Genomic DNA, 16,714 nt, shown 5'->3' with positions numbered 1-16,714 from the left:
AATGAGGTGATCAAAAAACTTGGGTTGGCGCACCAACAAACTTAAACTAGGCTTTTTTGCCCCAAAAAACAAGCAAATAATTTTGTTTTTCTTTAAATTCTTTGTATTTTAAAGGCATAGGGGGCTATTATGTTCGATTTTCACATTCATTTGGCTCGATTACCCCAAAAAAAGCAACTTACGCAGTTGCTATTAGACCGCAATTACGACTTTATTGCGGTTTCTTGTGAACCCTGGGAATGGGAAGAAGTAGCCCAGCTGAAAAAGGAATTTTCGACAGAATTCAAGCCTTTTAAGGTGACATACGGGTTACACCCCATGATTGCAACGCAAGTAACGGAAAAAATGCTTGCGGATTTACGAAAACACCTCGAAGAGGATCCGCTCGCCATGGTTGGCGAAGCGGGCATCGACAAGCGCTATCCGGGCTATAACGACGGCACCCAAGACCAGATTTTTTTGGTGCAGGCCGGACTTGCTTTAGAACTCAAGCGGGATTTGCAAATACACTGCGTTGGGGACTATATGCACATGTTGAAACTTCTGGAAGAAGCTGGTTTTAAGGTTTCGCAAGGACAAGATGCGCCGTCACGAGAAGCACCACGCCCGATTTTCCACCGTTTTGGCGGGGATGCAAATTTTGTGAAAAAAGCCCTCCCCTATGGAGCGCTCTTTTCACTGCACGAAGATAGTTTCCGCAAAAAATCAACCGCAGCCGCTATCAAGCTCATTCCCGAAAGCAACGTGTTCTTCGAGACTGACGCCGATGAATCGTTCCTAGAACCTGCGGAACTTCTTGAAGAACTTGAAGGTCGCCTGGAATCAGTTCGGTTCGCCTACGCCAAGTGCCGTGAGTAACGGATCCGCCGACCTGACGGTTGCCGCCTGAACTTGAATATTTGCGAACGCTCGGAACACGTCGAGCGTTTTTTTTGCCATTTCCACGGGAGTCCCGCGCCCGACCTCGAAAACAGCCTGTAACGGCGACATTCCCAAATAACGCATACAGCATGTGCAAAGGCTGCTGATTTCGCCAAGCACGCGCGGGTCCGGCGACGGCGTTTCTGCAAATGTCGCAACAATGACACCCTTGCGGAGCGCAAGCCCCTGGATGCGCAAGCGGCCCGCCAAAAGTCCAAGTTCGGTCACGAGCAAAAGCATCTTTGCCGGTGTCGGCACTGGGCCAAAGCGGTCCTGCAATTCGCTTTCGATGTTCTGTACATCCGCCTGCGATGTAATGCGAGCAATGCGCTGGTACAACGAGATTCTCGTAAGCCCGTCTTCCACGTAATCTTCGGGGAGGTACGCATCCACGCCGATTTCCACACGCGGCTGAATTGGCTTTTCAAAAGCGCCACCGCGCAGCATTTCGACCGCTTCACGCACCAAGCGCACATACGTTTCAAAGCCGACTTCGGCAATAAAACCATGTTGTTCTTGACCGAGCAAGTTGCCCGCACCGCGAATTTCAAGGTCGCGCATCGCAAGCTGGTAACCGCTACCGAGGTCAGTAAACTGCTCCAAAGCCTTGAGGCGGCGCATGGATTCCTGCGAGATTTCACCGCGCTGCGGAATGACAAGGAACGCCTTTGCCAAGACGCTGCTACGGCCCACGCGGCCACGCATCTGGTAAAGCTGGCTAATGCCAAAATGGTGCGCGTTCATGATGATAATCGTGTTCGCGTTCGGCACGTCCAAGCCCGATTCGATGATGCTTGTGCTCACGAGAATATCGAACTTGCGCGAAAGGAAAGCGTCCATCACACATTCAAGCTCGTGATCTTCCATCTGACCATGGGCCACAGCGACTTTCGCTTCGGAAGCCATCGCTTCGATATCTTCGGCGAGCTTCGTAATCGTTTGCACGCGGTCATTCACCACAAACACCTGGCCGCCACGAGCGAGTTCATCGAGAATGGCGTTCTTCAAGACTTCGTCATCGCGCTGCATCAGCTTGGTTTCGACCGGCAAGCGATTGATGGGCGGCGTATTGATGAGCGAAATATCGCGAACGCCCGTCATGCTCAAGTGCAGCGATCGCGGAATCGGCGTGGCACTCATGCTGAGCGTATCTACAGCAAGGCGGAGCTGGCGCAATTTTTCCTTTTGCTTCACGCCGAACTTTTGTTCTTCGTCAATAATCAAAAGTCCGAGATCCTTGAATTCGCTCTTGTTCGATAACAGCGCATGCGTTCCGATGACGATGTTCACGGAACCGTCTGCAATTTGCTTGAAGATTTCCTTCTTTTCTTTGGCGCTCTTGTAGCGGTTCATCAAGGCGATGTTGACCGGATAAGCGGCAAAGCGTTCGCAGAAGTTTTCGTAATGCTGCGCCGCAAGAATCGTTGTCGGCACGAGAATAGCGACCTGCTTGTTGGAGGCCACACACTTGAACGCCGCACGCATGGCAACTTCGGTTTTTCCAAAGCCCACGTCACCGCAAATGAGGCGGTCCATCGGGCGACGGCTTTCCATATCGCGCTTGATGTCGGCCGTAGCGCGGAGCTGGTCTGGCGTCGGATCGTATTCGAACGATTCCTCGAATTCCTTCTGCATGTTGCCATCGGGCGGGAAACCGAAACCTTCGACGAGTTCGCGTTTCGCATAAAGTTCCACAAGGTCTCGCGCAATCTTGATGACCTTTTCCTTGACGCGCTTCTTGATGTTTTCCCAAGTCTTGCTGCCGAGGCGGTCGAGTTTCGTTTCCACATCGTCCGAGCGGTCGAGGCGTTCAATCTTTTGCAAGTCCGACACGGGGAACTTCAAGCGGTCGCCGCCATCGTATTCCAGCAATGCGCAATCGACCATACCACCGTTGACTTCCACGCGGACAAGCCCCAAGTAGCGACCAATACCGTGGTCTTCGTGCGCCACCAGGTCACCGCGATTCAGCGATTCCACCATCAACGCATTCGTCACCGAGCCCGCAATCTTGTGCTTACGAGCCTTGTTCGCATGGCGGTTTAGAATTCTCGATTCCGTGAGAAACGCCACATTATCGTCTTCGAGCCAAAAGCCTTCGCTCAAGTTTCCGATAAAATAATCTTCGACCGGCAAGCCATCAAAAATTTCACGCAAGCGGTTCACGCCGCCAAGCGTCTGCGCCATCACATAAACGCGACCGCCCTTGTCGTAAAATTCCTCAATTTCTTTTGCAACCGCATCCGTACCATTCGAGGTAAAATCTTGCGGACGCATGTGCATTTCGTGCCAGTTGCCGTCATCCACCTTGACACGAGTCATGTCAAGCGATGCACGACCTACAAACAAACGTGAAAGCTCACCAATCTTGAACCAAAGTTCGTTCGGCGGAGATATCCCTGCATCTGTCACTCGGGCTTCGTCATAAGCACCGCGGAATGCACCATACATCTTTGAAGCCGTTTCCGAAAGCAACGAAAGTTCCTCGAATACAAGCGACGCACGTGGCATGTAATCCAGGAGGCTTGCCACCAAGCGCTGGTGATTCGGACGATGCCACCACAGCGATTCTTTGGAACATTCCTCGCCCGCCATCACCGATTCCGGCACCGTAAATTCCCCCATCGGGAAGAACTCGATATGCGTCATCTGCTCCAGCGAACGCTGCGAGAAAATATCGAACGCTCGGATAGATTCAATCTCGTCGCCATAAAATTCAATACGAATCGGGTGCGGATAAAGCAAGCAGTTCACATCGACAATGCAACCGCGAATCGAAAACTCGCCCACGCCGCTCACCATCGGCTGTTCTACAAAGCCATGGTCCAAGAACCACGGGCGCAAAGACGAAGGCTCCAGTTGGTCGCCCACGCGGAGCGAACGCACCTGACGCATAATTTCGCCCGGCTCCGGGAGTTTCATCAAGAACGCATCAAGCGGACAAACGACAACAAACGGCTTTTCAGTATGCGAAACATCGCGGAAGAACTTCAGACGTTCTTCAAGCACACCCTCGAACGGCACCTTGATTTCGTAGGGTTTCAAGCCGAGCGACGGGAAAAAGCGAACAAACTCCTCGCCCACCATACTTTCGAGATTCTCTACCCAGACTTCGGCACTGCGGTAATCTTTCGCAATCACCAGAATGTTCTGCGGACTTTTCAAGAAACGGTTCGCAACCATCATCGAGGCAAGCGGAACCGACGCCCCATTGACGTGAATGGCCTCGTTATCAGCATTTTCAAAAAGCGAAATCGCAGGGAACGAATTTTCTTGAAGGAATTCCGAAATTGTGAGCATAGAGGGAAATGTAGAAAAAATCTCCCTTTTCCTCGCCTCGCTTTACATTTCTTGAAATATTGAGCTATCTTTATATCGTCAAAAAGCAAAGAGGTTTTTGGCACGCACGACGCAACTTCGACATGAAGACGCCACACGTGCAGATATTATGAAAAAGATAATTGTAGTGAACACTCCAAAGAATTGGAAGTTTCACATTCCCGAAGCCGAAATTGTCTCGGCAAAAGACTACCTTACTAATCCAGAATTTACAACTCAGAAAAACGTTCGCGTTTTCAACTTGTGCAAGGACTACAGCTACCAGAGCAAGGGCTATTATGTAAGCCTGCTTGCCGAAGCGCGCGGTCACAAGGTCATCCCGAATGTCAAGAACATCCGCGATTTCAAGGCCCCAGCAGTCGTAAAAATCATCAGCGATGAAATTGACGAGCTGATCCAGAAGAGCCTTCACAAGCTGACCGGCACAGAATTCGTGCTTTCCATTTACTTTGGGCAAAACGTCAGCGCGCAATACCTAGAACTTTCGCAGGCACTTTACCGCGTTTTCCAGGCACCGCTCCTGCGTGCAAAATTTGTTTTCAAGCAAAAATGGTTCATCCAGTCCATCCGCCCGATTAGCGTTGACGAAATTCCCGAAACGCACAAGGAAATGGTCGATCAGTTCGCCATTGAATATTTCCAGAAAGACCGCTATGTCTCCCCCAAGACGGAAGACTACGTGTATGACCTCGGCATTTTAACGAATCCTGAAGAAGTGGAACCGCCGAGCAACAAGGAAGCGATTCAGCTCTTTATCGAAGCCGCACAAGATACGGGTTTCCGCGTGGAAATGATTACCAAGACGGACTACCACCGCGTTGGCGAATTCGATGCCATTTTCATTCGCGAAACGACGAACGTCAACCACCACACATACGCATTTGCACGCCGCGCCCAGAGCGAAGGCATCGCCGTCATTGACGATCCCGACAGTATTTTACGTTGTTCCAACAAAGTTTATTTGCAAGAACTGATGACGGTCGGAAAGATTCCGGCACCGAAGACGATTATTGCCCACAGCGAAAACCGACACACGCTCGCCAAGGAAATCGGATTCCCGATGGTCATCAAGACGCCGGATTCGAGCTTCAGCATGGGCGTCAAAAAGGCAAACAACAAGGAAGAACTTGAAAAAATTCTCGACACGATGTTTGAGCATAGCGACTTGCTCATCGCTCAAGAATTTACGCCCACGGAATTTGACTGGAGAATCGGCATTCTCGACGGAAAGCCGCTCTTTGCTTGCAAATACTACATGGCAAAGGACCACTGGCAAATATACAACTGGGATAGCAAGGATAAAAACGCTGTTTGTGGCAAATGGGATTGCCTCCCGATTGAAAGCGTTCCTCACGGCATCGTGAAAACGGCCCTCCGCGTCGCAAGCCTTATCGGTAACGGGCTTTACGGCGTAGACCTCAAGGAAATCAACGGTCACCCGGTCGTGATTGAAGTGAACGACAACCCGAGTATCGACCACGGAATCGAAGATCAAGTTGGCAAAAAGAAGATTTATCTCGCCATCATGAGAAGCCTGCGCCACCGCATCGAGGACCGCCAAAACGCAGCACAACAGAAAGTGCTCCAACACGAAAGGGATATGTTTTTATAGGGGGCAATCATGAGCAACTACAAACTTTGGGAACGCTTCGGCGTTGAAATGGAATTCATGATTGTCGATCGCGACACGCTCAACGTGCTGCCTCGCGCCGATGTTCCGCTCGGAAAAGATAAAGACGGCAATCAGCTTTCGGACATTGAATACGACGATATCGGACTTTCGAACGAGCTCGTAAGCCATGTGTTGGAATTCAAGTGCGCACACCCAAAATCCACATTTGACGGACTCGGCAAGCGATTCTTCCACGAGATTCGCCGTGCAAACAAGAAGCTCGAAAAGATCAACGCGATGCTTTTGCCGAGCGCCTGCCATCCGTTCATGGACCCGGCAGAAATGCAACTTTGGCCGTACGATTGCCTCGACATTTACCAAACTTACGACCGCATTTTCAACTGCAAAGGCCACGGCTGGGCAAACCTACAAAGTACACACCTGAACCTTTCTTTTGACGGTGACGAAGAATTTGGCGAGCTTCACGCAGCAATTCGCTTGCTGTTGCCGCTGATTCCAGCCATTGCCGCAAGCAGCCCGTATCTCGACGGCAAATACACCGGCTATCGTGATGCCCGCATCGAAGTTTACCGCCACAATCAGGACAAAGTCCCTGAAATCACGGGCCAAGTCATCCCGGAACAGGCGTACAGCTATGACGAATACAACAAGATGATTTTCGACAAGGTAAAGAAAGCTATCGCGCCTTACGATACCGAACACTTGCTCAATCATTTCTTCTTGAATAGCCGTGGAGCCATCGCCCGTTTTGACCGCGGGGCTATCGAAATACGCCTTGTCGATATTCAGGAATGCCCAAACGCCGATATCGCCATTGTAGAGCTTGAAATAGCAACACTTAAGGCGATTGTGAATGGCAAGTTCGCGGCATCTCGCGAAAACGCATCCGCCGTAAATCCCGTACCACACACGCTCAAGGAATACCGCGAATTCTTGCGTAACTTCGACACGACACGCCTCGCCGAACTCCTCGCCAAGACCACAAAGGACGCCGAGAACGCAGTCATCGACTGGCCAGAATTTCTCGCTGTATTTGGCATGGATTCCGCGAACACTCCTGCCGCCCCGATTACCGCCGGCGACCTCTGGAAGCACATCTACAGCGTCGTGAAAAACGACCTCACCGAAGTCTCGCAAAGCTTTATGGAGAAAATGCTCAAACGCGGAACGCTTTCCAGCGCCCTCTACAAAGCGCTCGGCGACGCCCCCGCCCACGAAGCTTTTGTCACGGAATACAAAAAACTAGCCGATTGCCTTGCACACAACCGGCTCTATGGAATTAACGAGTAAAATCGCTTACAATCCCAAGTCTTTTCTAGCTACCTGGAAATTCATTTCCAGGTATTTTAAATTTGCATCTTCGGCCATCAAATGCTCAAAGTCAAGAATCGGGAACAATACATACGGCTTGACGCGAGTATCCACCGCCGCCAATTTCTCCGGAGTATCTGCACCAAAGTAATACTTCGCAAACACGTCCCAGCACTTGCGCATCATCGCCGCATTCATGTAGTGGGCAGCCAGCAAATAATCATCCGGCAGGTAATGGCAGAAATAGAAATAACAACCTAAATCGAAAAGCGGGTTACCGCAGGCAAACTCGCCCAAATCGATAAAGTACGCGCCATTGTCATTGACAATTAAGTTGCCCGTCTGCATATCGCCATGAACGCAACGAGAAACCTTTGGCGTTTCCTTGATGAGGTTACGCGCAAATTCCTTGACATTCTCAGGGAACATCTTCGATTCTTCGATCAAGCGCGAATACTTTTCCTCCGCATCTTGGAACGTGCCAGGAATACACGACGTAGAATGCAGCTTTTTGCAATGCTCTGCAAAAACCTTGATGTATTCCTCAAGATGTTCGGGATTTTCGCCCACACATTTCGAAATCGAGCGTTTCCCCACGATGCGTTCGTAAATCAGGCCCAAACGACCATCCTGTTCGACAATATCGCCCACATGCGGCGTCGGGATTCCAAGTGAAACCACTTTCCGGCAAATATCCTGCTCGCGAAGCAATTCCTCCTTCGTCGAGCAAAAACCCGGAAAACCCAATTTCAACATCCATTTGCCATCCAGACTGTTGTAGTTCTCGGAATTGTGACGATTGCTGAACATCGTCCATTGTGATAAGTCAATTTTCTCCATAATGGTAAAATACACCATTTTATTGGAGAAATCACAAAAAAAATCGCTTTTTTCAAAAGTGAACAAAATCACACCGTGATGGAATTCACATTAAAAAACACGCAAAACTAAATATATTTTCGTCATCCAAAAAGGAAAGGAGGGTGTATATGGAACCGCATAATCGCAGTAACGAAGGCGATGATTATATTCCGCCATTCAAGCCGTAACATCATTTAGTTACAATGCAAAAAACGAGCCCGCAAGGACTCGTTTTTTTGCCATCAAAATCGTATTAATAACAATCAATTTGTCTTAGTGCCTAGCGAGACAAAGAATCCGCGACCGAAGGCGTACAAGTCGTACGTCGAGAGTCGCGGTGATGCCGTATCGCGACGGCAATAAGGCAAATTAAACCTTCAATTCGCCGGCGTCGATGTTAGCCCAGTCCTTCACAGCTTCGATAGCCGGGCGGACTTCTTCGGTCACAAACTTCACGACCTGTCCCGGAGCGCGCCCCACGAACTTGCGCAGGTCGAGGATTTCCTTGAGCTTAGCTTCGGTGATGCCGAGTTTCTGGAACTTTTCGTTCTTCAAAACGCGTTCGAGCAAGTCATTGTCCTTGCCCTGTTCCTTCACAACCTTGCCAGCTTCCATGGACATCACGCGGATTTCTTCGTGGAGTTCCTGACGGTCGCCGCCATTCTTCACGCCTTCCATGATGATGTTTTCGGTAGCCATGAATGGGAGTTCAGCCATGATGCGCTTTTCGATGACCTTCGGATAAACGACGAGACCGTTAGTGACGTTTTCAGCGATGATGAGCATAGCGTCCATAGCGAGGAATGCTTCAGGAATTGCCAAGCGCTTGTTCGCACTGTCGTCGAGCGTACGTTCGAACCACTGCGTTGCCTGCGTGAAGGCGGTGCTGTTGACCTGAGCCATCACGAAACGAGCGAGAGAGCAAATGCGTTCGCTGCGCATCGGGTTACGCTTGTATGCCATGGCAGAGGAACCAATCTGAGTCTTTTCGAACGGTTCTTCGACTTCCTTCACGCCCTGCATGAGGCGCATGTCGGTGGCGAACTTGTGCAAACTCTGAGCGATGGAGCTGAGCACCTGGTTCACGCGGTTGTCCCACTTACGAGTGTAGGTTTGGCCGGTGATGGTGAGCACGCGCTTGAAGCCTGCCTTGGCGGTCACGCGGCGGTCGAGTTCCATAATCTTTTCTTCGTCGCCGTTGAACAGGTCCATGAAGCTGGCCTGCGTACCGGTGGTGCCCTTCACGCCGCGGAACGGAAGCACTTCGATGAGGAAGTTCAATTCTTCGAGGTCGATGAGCATGTCCTGAAGCCAGAGGCAAGCGCGCTTACCCACAGTCGTGAGCTGGGCAGCCTGGAAGTGCGTTGCACCGAGCTGGGCCATGTCCTTGTATTCCATAGCAAACTTGGAAAGCTTGTCCATCACGCGGCAAAGACGCTTGCGCACGAGGATCATAGCCTGCTGCATCTGGATAAGGTCTGTGTTATCGCCGACGAAAGCAGACGTTGCACCCAGGTGGATGATGCCCTTAGCCTTCGGGCACTGCACGCCGTAAGCGTAAACATGGCTCATCACGTCGTGACGGCGGCGCTTTTCTTCTTCTTCGGCAACTTCGAAGTTGATGTCCTTTTCGTGAGCCTTCAATTCATCGACTTGCTCCTGCGTAATCGGGAGGCCGAGCTCCATTTCGGATTCGGCGAGGTAAATCCACAGCTTGCGCCAAGTCTGGAACTTGTACTGCGGGCTGAAGATGAAACTCATTTCCTTGGAAGCATAGCGCTTGATGAGCGGGCTTTCGAATTGATCACGCATAAAAAATGTCCTTGTTAAATTTAACAAGGACAAATATAGAAAACGAGTTAAACGATTTAATGAACTTCTAAGAGATTATATCCCAAAAGCACGCGACCATAGTCGTTACGCTTTCTTTTTATAATAATCGTTAATTTTTTGTTCGATTTCGGCTTGATTTCAACAAATTCGAAAGGATTTGATTCAGATGCCGATTTTCCAAGCGTTTTTCCATCTTGCCATACTTCAAGATTAATATCCTGCGGAAGACGTCCATTTTCAAGCACATAGGATCCACTAGACAACCATGCTATAGCAATACGATATGTCTTTGTAGGATCAATATCAATCTCATCAAAACGAATTTCACCATTGCTATTAAAAAAGTCTCCTTTATTTCCATTCCAAAAGCGAGAACGATTATATTGAGCCATAGCACGACCATCAGGAACACCCATAGCAACTTTAAACTTTTCGTTATCCTTATCATGTTGTGCAGCATCCTTTATCGGAATAATACTTGAAGTAATCAAGAGTGCTTTCACCACTTCCGGATGCCACCTATAAAATGGAAATTTATCTAACAAATGAGCGACTAATGCAGTAATAAAAGGTGTTGCAGAACTCGTTTGTCTAAAAAAAGGATCCAATTTTGCCGACGTTCCTTTTACAACTTTATCAACTTTAAATATATCTGCTTTAGGGAAAAACAAATCGGCAAAACTAGCAATCTCTGGTTTAACATATTCTAATCCAGAATTTGGATAAGAATCATTAGAATCAAAACGCGGATTTTTCCAGCTAGAACTTCGATCGTATGTAAAGTCATTATGAACCGCCCCAACAGATACGACATTAACCCCTCTAGCATATGGAGTTATTTGATTATTTAAAAACAATCCCTCATTACCAGCACTTGCAATTTCTATAGTTCTTGTATGATAAACAAAATCATCTATGAAACTACTTCTCTGATTATCATAAACACCGACACCATTACCATAAGAATGATTCCCTATATAAATCTTAGGAACTTTATCATAACCGTCGATAGGTAGGGCAACAGGTATTTGAGAAGACGTACAAGATGTTGTCAAACCATAAAGAGTCGCTTTAGGCACAATTGACTTTATTGTTCTAGCAACTTTCGCACCATGAACAATTTGATCGGGATAACTTGTATTGCAATTTGCCACCAATTTATAATCAATGCCAAAACTAGAAGAAGGCAGATTGTTTTCAGTAAAAGATATACCAATATTCACCCCTTTTTTTGCAGAAAAAAGGTATTTATAATAATTTGAATTTGTCACAACTGTGGCATAATTCAAAAAATCATAATGTTCTTCTGTACGACAAGGGTCACTCGAATTTATTACATATTTAGAACACTCAACAAACAAATCCGTGCTATAAGAATCATTTCCATAACTTTCGCCTGTTATTTTTGTAATGGAAACACCACTATATTCTTTTGATTTAGATGACAATGTATCTACAATATACTTATAACCATTTTTATAAAAATCTTTAAATGCATTTCTCGGTGCGTCACGATCTTCAATATCTTGGATAAGACTCAAATATTGTGCTTCAGTGTAATCTACGGTGTCCAAGACATATTTTTTTACCATAGTCCCTTTAGTATTAGCCCTATATTCAAAAAATCCTTGATGTGGCTCTATAGAAACTGTATTCGGATTTGGTGAATTTTCCCCTTCTTTCGCCAAAGCCATTGATTTCGTCGTTTTCACATACGCCTGTGGCGTATTCCGAACTTTAGAATTATGGCGACCAAGCACATCTGTTTTGGCATCGATTACATTAAGTTCCGCCGAAGAAACAGCAACAGACCGTTCCGCAGCCACAGCATTCACGGCAAGAACAATCCACATCAAAAGCAAAATTTTGCTATTAAACATTTCAACATCCTTTATGGAATATTTTACCAATCTCAATTTAGAGATTGAGTAAAGAAATAATACTCACAAGAATGCTATTTTGTCAAGAATACCTTTAACAAATAAATGTAAAATAAATTAAAAAAATTATTTTACCACAAATAGCCCCTGCGGTTTGCGATAAACTTCAAGAATTTAGTCACGTTTTATTCATTTTGCCTTTTTAGACCAATATACTATAGTTTCAACAAGCTATTTTGTCAAAAAAAATCTACAGAATATTTTTCACCGCAATCCTCCCTTGCGGCTTTCGGTAAGCTTTGGGGATTTCGTCGCCCAAACTTTTCAAGAATTTCACCATCGCTTCATCATCGGTCATCACCTTATCCATAATGATTTCACTTCCGCGGAAGGCTGTAATTTCACCGCCCTCATACGCCACATAAGACGACAATCCGACCGTATAGAGAGCATCCTCGTCAATAGCGACAAAGCCGTTTTCAGTCTCTACCTGCACATTTTCAATGCGTACTTGCGCAGCTCCGCCACCATTTTTCGCATCCACAACAACCGTATAGCGGAGTCCCGAGACGTGCAAGAATCCGCCGGATTCCTCAGGCAATTTCGAAGCGCCTTGTGCAAGCGCCTCCTTAATTTGGCGCCCAGTCGCACGAATCAAGCAGATGCCATTTCCAAAAGGCATCACGTTCAAAATGTCTTGATATTTCACAGAGCCCGCAGGAATCGTCACGCGGACACTCCCGCCATTTTCGATTCCAATTTGCGCCCCCACAGAGAAACGCATGGCATCGGCCGCCAAGTCGCCCAAGTTCGTTTCGCCTTTGCGAACCAAGCGTTTTCCATCATCGCCATTAATTGTCAATTCAAATTTCGTATTCGAGACAACTTTCTGCAAATCGGCGGCAGTCAATGCAAGCAAGCTATCGTAAACAGCAGCAACTTTACGGTTCACCGCAACGACGCCATCCATCGGAATCAACCGAGAATGAAATTTTCCATGGCGAGTTATATCCAGCACCCCGACATTCTGGAATTTCGTTCCCGTCTGCGAAACAAGAACGCTGTCGCCATTGGCGTTTGCAATAAACTCTTCGCCAACAACACTATGCGAATGCCCGTCCAGCACAGCGTCAATCCCCGTCGTTTTCTGAACAACTTCAACAGAACTCACCGGCGGCACAAGCCCCAAGTGCGAAAGCAAAATCACGTAATCTGCGCCTGCTTTACGCGCATCATCAACCGCCGACTGCACTAAATTGAAAATTTCCTTTGTAGGAATATCGTACAAAGTCTTTAGCGATTCATCCGTAAATGCATAAGACTCCCCCACTAGAGTTTGTGGTGTCAGCACTCCGACAAAAGCAATTTTCTTGGAGCCAATCTGCTTTAGAATGTAAGGCTTAAACAGCGGCGTCAAAGTTCCTTTCTGCACAAGGTTCGCACAAACGATTGCTGCGTTCATGGAGTCCGAAAGTTCCATCAAGCGAGGAATCTTATAATCAAATTCATGGTTACCAAGCGTCACGACATCGTAACCGACAGCATTCATGAGCGCTACAACATAGCCGCCACGAGAGAAGCTCCCCATCGCACCGCCCTGCAAAAAATCACCAGACGAAACAGTCAAGACATCAGCCGTATCAGCAATTGCATCGCGAAGACCCGCAAATTTTGCATAGCCGTCCATATTGCAATGGACATCGTTTTCGTAAACGACAACGACGCTCCGAGGCAAAGCCAAAGCATTCAAACGACCTTCAACTTGAGGCAGTTTCCCAGAACAAGAAAACACACCAAAAACAACCAAAGGCAACAAGTACTTTAGCTTATTCATAACCCCTCTATAATTGCAAATTTTTGCCCGTATTAAAGCTTTTCGGCAAATTCATTCATCGGCTTGCGCACGTCATGACGAGGTGACGGCACACCGTTCTGCGGGTCGGCATAGCCAATGTCCAAAAGGCAAGCAAGCTTGATGTTCGGTTCAAAACCAAATTCATGTTCAATGTGAGCAGCATTGAAACCACGAGCCCAAAGAGTTGCAAGCCCGAGGTCGGTCGCCTGCATCATCATCGAAGTCGCGACAATGCTAGAATCCATGATGCCACTCTTAAAGCTATCCATGTACGTTGTCGGAGTGTAAACCTTATTGTCATCATAGCAGACCATAAGCACCACAGGAGCGTTATATGCCATACGCGTGATACCACGAATTTTCTTGAGCGCTTCGGGCGACTGGAGCACCTTGATAAACACCGGTTGACCGTTTACCGCCGTCGGTGCGATACGGCCCGCTTCGAGCACCTGCATCAATTTTTCGGGTTCAACATCCTGCGTGCTAAAAGCACGGCAACTATAACGATTTCTTGCCAAATCAATAAATGACATATGTACCTCTGGTTTTATAGTAATAATATAAGCAATTTTACTATATTTGCATCCCTTCGGGATGCATTTAGTACGGCTCGACCATGTCAAAGTAACAAGTTACTTTGACGTCTACGACGTCCGTGGCTTCAGCTAGAAAATGCAAAAACAAGTTTTTGCGCTTTCTAGCTTTGCGCACTTTTGCCGCGGCACTCGCCTTTTACTAAATTTGTAGCCATGAAAAAATTTTACGTCACCACTCCGATTTATTACGTCAATGATGCCCCGCATATCGGGCATTCCTACACGACCGTTCTTGCAGATATCCTTACCCGCTTCCACAAGATCATCGGCTACCAGACATTCTTCTTGACCGGTACCGACGAACACGGCCAGAAGGTGCAGCGCGCTGCCGCCAAGCGTAACGTGACTCCGCAGGAACACGTGGACGAATACTACCACCGCTTCGAAGACCTCTGGAAGAAGATGAACATCCAGAACGACTTCTTCATCCGCACGACGATGCCGGAACACAAGGCTTTTGTGCAGGAATGTTTGCAGAAGCTCTGGGACAAGGGTGAAATTTACTCGAAGGAATACGAAGGCTGGTACTCCGTTGGCGAAGAACGCTTCTTCAGCGAAGACGAACTCGACGAAAACAAGTGCGATCCGATCAGCCACCGCCCGGTGGAATGGCTCAAGGAAAAGAACTACTTCTTCAAGATGGGTTCTTACCAGCAGAAGTTGATTGACTTCTTGGAAAGCCACAAGGACTGGATTGTGCCGGACTACCGCTGGAACGAAATCCGCGGATTCCTCCGCCAGCCGCTGAACGACCTCTGCATCAGCCGTCCGAAGATCCGCCTCAGCTGGGGCATTCCGCTGCCGTTCGACCCGGACTACGTGACTTACGTTTGGTTTGACGCTCTCCTCAACTACGTGAGCGCCTCCACCGCCTTCCACAAGACTTATGCTGACGGCACTCCGATTTGGCCCGCCTCTTACCACCTCATCGGTAAGGACATTTTGACAACTCATAGCGTCTATTGGCCGACCATGCTCATGGCTCTCGACATTCCGCTCCCGCAGCACATCCTCGCCCACGGCTGGTGGCTCGTGAACGGTGGCGAAAAGATGAGCAAGTCCGCAGGCAACGTAGTGAACCCGATGGACTACATGGAAAAGTATGGCATCGACGCGTTCCGCTACTTCCTCGCTCGAGAAATGGTTGTCGGTCAAGACGCGAACTTCACACATGAAGGCTTTGTCCGCCGCATCAACAGTGACCTTGCTAACGACCTCGGTAACGTCTTGAACCGCGTCCACCGCTTGGTGCTCACGAACTTCGGCGGCGTACTCCCGGCTCCGAACGCTCTCGACGATGCCGCAAACGAAGTGATTACGATTGCAAACCGCGTCCGCACAAACGTGATGGAATGGGTTCCGCAGGTCAAGCTTTCCCAGGTCGTCGAAGAAATCATGACGCTCGTCCGCAGCATCAACCGCTACCTCGAAATCAAGGCTCCGTGGAAGCTCGCCAAGGATGAATCCAAGAAGGACGAACTTGCAACAGTGCTTTACATTTCTGCTGAAGCAGTGCGTCTCTCGCTCAGCATGCTCTGGCCGGTCATCCCGGGCAAGAGCGAAGAAGGTCTCGCCATGATCGGTAGCAAGTTCACCGACCAGAACGACCTCGTGTGGGGCATCCTTAAGGGTGGCGAAAAGTTCGGCGAAGGCAAGCCGCTCTTCCCGCGCATTGAAGAAGAAGTCAAGAAGGCTGAACCGCAGCAGGCCAAGCCGAAGCAGAACAAGCCGCTTATGGCAGCAGACGTTCCGGCCGCTATGGACCTCCGTGTTGCACAAATTAAGGAAGTCGCCGACCATCCGGACGCAAGCAGCTTGTACGTACTCAAGGTCGATGCAGGCGAAGGCGAACTCCGCACGATTTGCAGTGGCCTTAAGAGCAGCTACCTGGCAAACGAACTCCAGGACCGCAAGATTCTCTTGTTCGCAAATTTGAAACCGAGTGCCCTCCGTGGCATCATGAGCCAAGGCATGCTCTTTGCAGGCGACCTCGAACCGGAAACGCACAAGTGCAGACTCGTAAGCGTTCCGGAAGACGCCAAGCCGGGTGACCGTGCTTTGTTCAAGGGTGTTACCCCGAGCGAACCGCGCGAGCTCAAGGTCAAAGACTTCGAAAAGATTGCCCTTACCGCAAAGGGTGGCGCTGTGTTCTGCGGCGAAATAGCTCTCGAAGTGAACGGCAAGCCGGTGACCTGCGACGTCGCTGACGGCGCTGGAATTCACTAGTTAATAGAAAGAACGAAAGAGAGCCCGCCAAACGGTGGGTTCTTTTTTTGTATATTGAACAACATGAAAGAAAAAATTCAGAAGATTTATCAAGACATTCTCGTCTACCTCAAGTCCTTAAATTGGATTGTCCTGCTCGGCATTGCCGCATTCAGCATCGCACTTGCCATCATCAACAACATCCGCGTCGATGACGCCAAATCCGTCGATTGGATTGGCACCCAAGATGTCCTCGAAAAGCCGGCAGACATTCTTTAAG

The 16,714-nt window shown here is 48.5% G+C and carries 11 protein-coding genes; 5 read left to right on the top strand and 6 right to left on the bottom strand.

Annotated elements, in window-relative coordinates; translation table 11 throughout:
• The first annotated feature begins 129 nt into the window (after window positions 1-129).
• Complete coding sequence (locus CRN95_RS09325) at window positions 130-858, top strand: TatD family hydrolase (RefSeq protein ID WP_088629742.1); 729 nt, start codon at window positions 130-132, stop codon at window positions 856-858.
• On the opposite strand, the gene mfd is transcribed toward CRN95_RS09325, so the two are convergent.
• Window positions 823-4,221: a transcription-repair coupling factor gene (gene mfd / locus CRN95_RS09320; protein ID WP_088629743.1), complete on the bottom strand. Its 3,399-nt coding sequence runs from the start codon at window positions 4,219-4,221 to the stop codon at window positions 823-825. The genes CRN95_RS09325 and mfd overlap by 36 nt on opposite strands.
• Before the next feature lie 148 nt (window positions 4,222-4,369).
• On the opposite strand from mfd, the gene CRN95_RS09315 reads away from it, so the two are divergent.
• Both CRN95_RS09315 and CRN95_RS09310 read left to right on the top strand, forming a co-directional pair.
• On the top strand, window positions 4,370-5,872 hold the full coding sequence (locus CRN95_RS09315) for a RimK family protein (RefSeq protein WP_088629744.1): 1,503 nt from the start codon (window positions 4,370-4,372) through the stop codon (window positions 5,870-5,872).
• 9 nt (window positions 5,873-5,881) lie between these two features.
• Window positions 5,882-7,183 carry a glutamate-cysteine ligase family protein gene (locus tag CRN95_RS09310; protein ID WP_088629745.1) on the top strand — a complete coding sequence of 434 codons (1,302 nt, stop codon included), beginning with the start codon at window positions 5,882-5,884 and terminating at the stop codon, window positions 7,181-7,183.
• A gap of 6 nt (window positions 7,184-7,189) precedes the next feature.
• Here CRN95_RS09310 and CRN95_RS09305 read toward each other — a convergent pair whose 3' ends face one another.
• The 5 genes from CRN95_RS09305 to CRN95_RS09285 form a co-directional block, all read right to left on the bottom strand.
• Window positions 7,190-8,044, bottom strand: coding sequence for a TIGR02172 family protein (locus CRN95_RS09305; RefSeq protein WP_235002971.1), 855 nt, complete (start codon window positions 8,042-8,044; stop codon window positions 7,190-7,192).
• A gap of 390 nt (window positions 8,045-8,434) precedes the next feature.
• Complete coding sequence (gene purB / locus CRN95_RS09300) at window positions 8,435-9,877, bottom strand: adenylosuccinate lyase (RefSeq protein ID WP_085490310.1); 1,443 nt, start codon at window positions 9,875-9,877, stop codon at window positions 8,435-8,437.
• Between the two features lie 56 nt (window positions 9,878-9,933).
• Window positions 9,934-11,778 (bottom strand): S8 family serine peptidase, encoded by a 1,845-nt coding sequence (locus tag CRN95_RS09295; protein WP_088629747.1) that lies wholly within the window; start codon window positions 11,776-11,778, stop codon window positions 9,934-9,936.
• Window positions 11,779-12,028: 250 nt separating this feature from the next.
• Entirely contained in the window at window positions 12,029-13,612 is a 1,584-nt protein-coding gene (locus tag CRN95_RS09290) for a bifunctional UDP-sugar hydrolase/5'-nucleotidase (protein ID WP_097020692.1), read from the bottom strand.
• A gap of 32 nt (window positions 13,613-13,644) precedes the next feature.
• Window positions 13,645-14,166, bottom strand: coding sequence for a nitroreductase family protein (locus CRN95_RS09285; protein ID WP_088629749.1), 522 nt, complete (start codon window positions 14,164-14,166; stop codon window positions 13,645-13,647).
• A gap of 216 nt (window positions 14,167-14,382) precedes the next feature.
• Here CRN95_RS09285 and metG point away from each other — a divergent pair, with 216 nt between their 5' ends.
• On the top strand, window positions 14,383-16,455 hold the full coding sequence (metG, locus tag CRN95_RS09280) for a methionine--tRNA ligase (protein WP_097020691.1): 2,073 nt from the start codon (window positions 14,383-14,385) through the stop codon (window positions 16,453-16,455).
• 63 nt (window positions 16,456-16,518) lie between these two features.
• Window positions 16,519-16,713, top strand: coding sequence for a hypothetical protein (locus CRN95_RS09275; protein ID WP_145993980.1), 195 nt, complete (start codon window positions 16,519-16,521; stop codon window positions 16,711-16,713).
• Window position 16,714 lies beyond the last annotated feature (1 nt).

This window comes from Fibrobacter sp. UWB16, assembly GCF_900215325.1.
Classification (GTDB): domain Bacteria; phylum Fibrobacterota; class Fibrobacteria; order Fibrobacterales; family Fibrobacteraceae; genus Fibrobacter.
Note: the sequence above shows the minus strand (reverse complement) of the source record. Positions and strands in the feature narration are given on the sequence as shown.

Bases quoted from the DNA above. Each gene is read 5' to 3' on its own strand.
- CRN95_RS09325 (WP_088629742.1), top strand. From the start codon at position 130: ATGTTCGATTTTCACATTCATTTGGCTCGATTACCCCAAAAAAAGCAA.
- mfd (WP_088629743.1), bottom strand. From the start codon at position 4,221: ATGCTCACAATTTCGGAATTCCTTCAAGAAAATTCGTTCCCTGCGATT.
- CRN95_RS09315 (WP_088629744.1), top strand. From the start codon at position 4,370: ATGAAAAAGATAATTGTAGTGAACACTCCAAAGAATTGGAAGTTTCAC.
- CRN95_RS09310 (WP_088629745.1), top strand. From the start codon at position 5,882: ATGAGCAACTACAAACTTTGGGAACGCTTCGGCGTTGAAATGGAATTC.
- CRN95_RS09305 (WP_235002971.1), bottom strand. From the start codon at position 8,044: ATGGAGAAAATTGACTTATCACAATGGACGATGTTCAGCAATCGTCAC.
- purB (WP_085490310.1), bottom strand. From the start codon at position 9,877: ATGCGTGATCAATTCGAAAGCCCGCTCATCAAGCGCTATGCTTCCAAG.
- CRN95_RS09295 (WP_088629747.1), bottom strand. From the start codon at position 11,778: ATGTTTAATAGCAAAATTTTGCTTTTGATGTGGATTGTTCTTGCCGTG.
- CRN95_RS09290 (WP_097020692.1), bottom strand. From the start codon at position 13,612: ATGAATAAGCTAAAGTACTTGTTGCCTTTGGTTGTTTTTGGTGTGTTT.
- CRN95_RS09285 (WP_088629749.1), bottom strand. From the start codon at position 14,166: ATGTCATTTATTGATTTGGCAAGAAATCGTTATAGTTGCCGTGCTTTT.
- metG (WP_097020691.1), top strand. From the start codon at position 14,383: ATGAAAAAATTTTACGTCACCACTCCGATTTATTACGTCAATGATGCC.
- CRN95_RS09275 (WP_145993980.1), top strand. From the start codon at position 16,519: ATGAAAGAAAAAATTCAGAAGATTTATCAAGACATTCTCGTCTACCTC.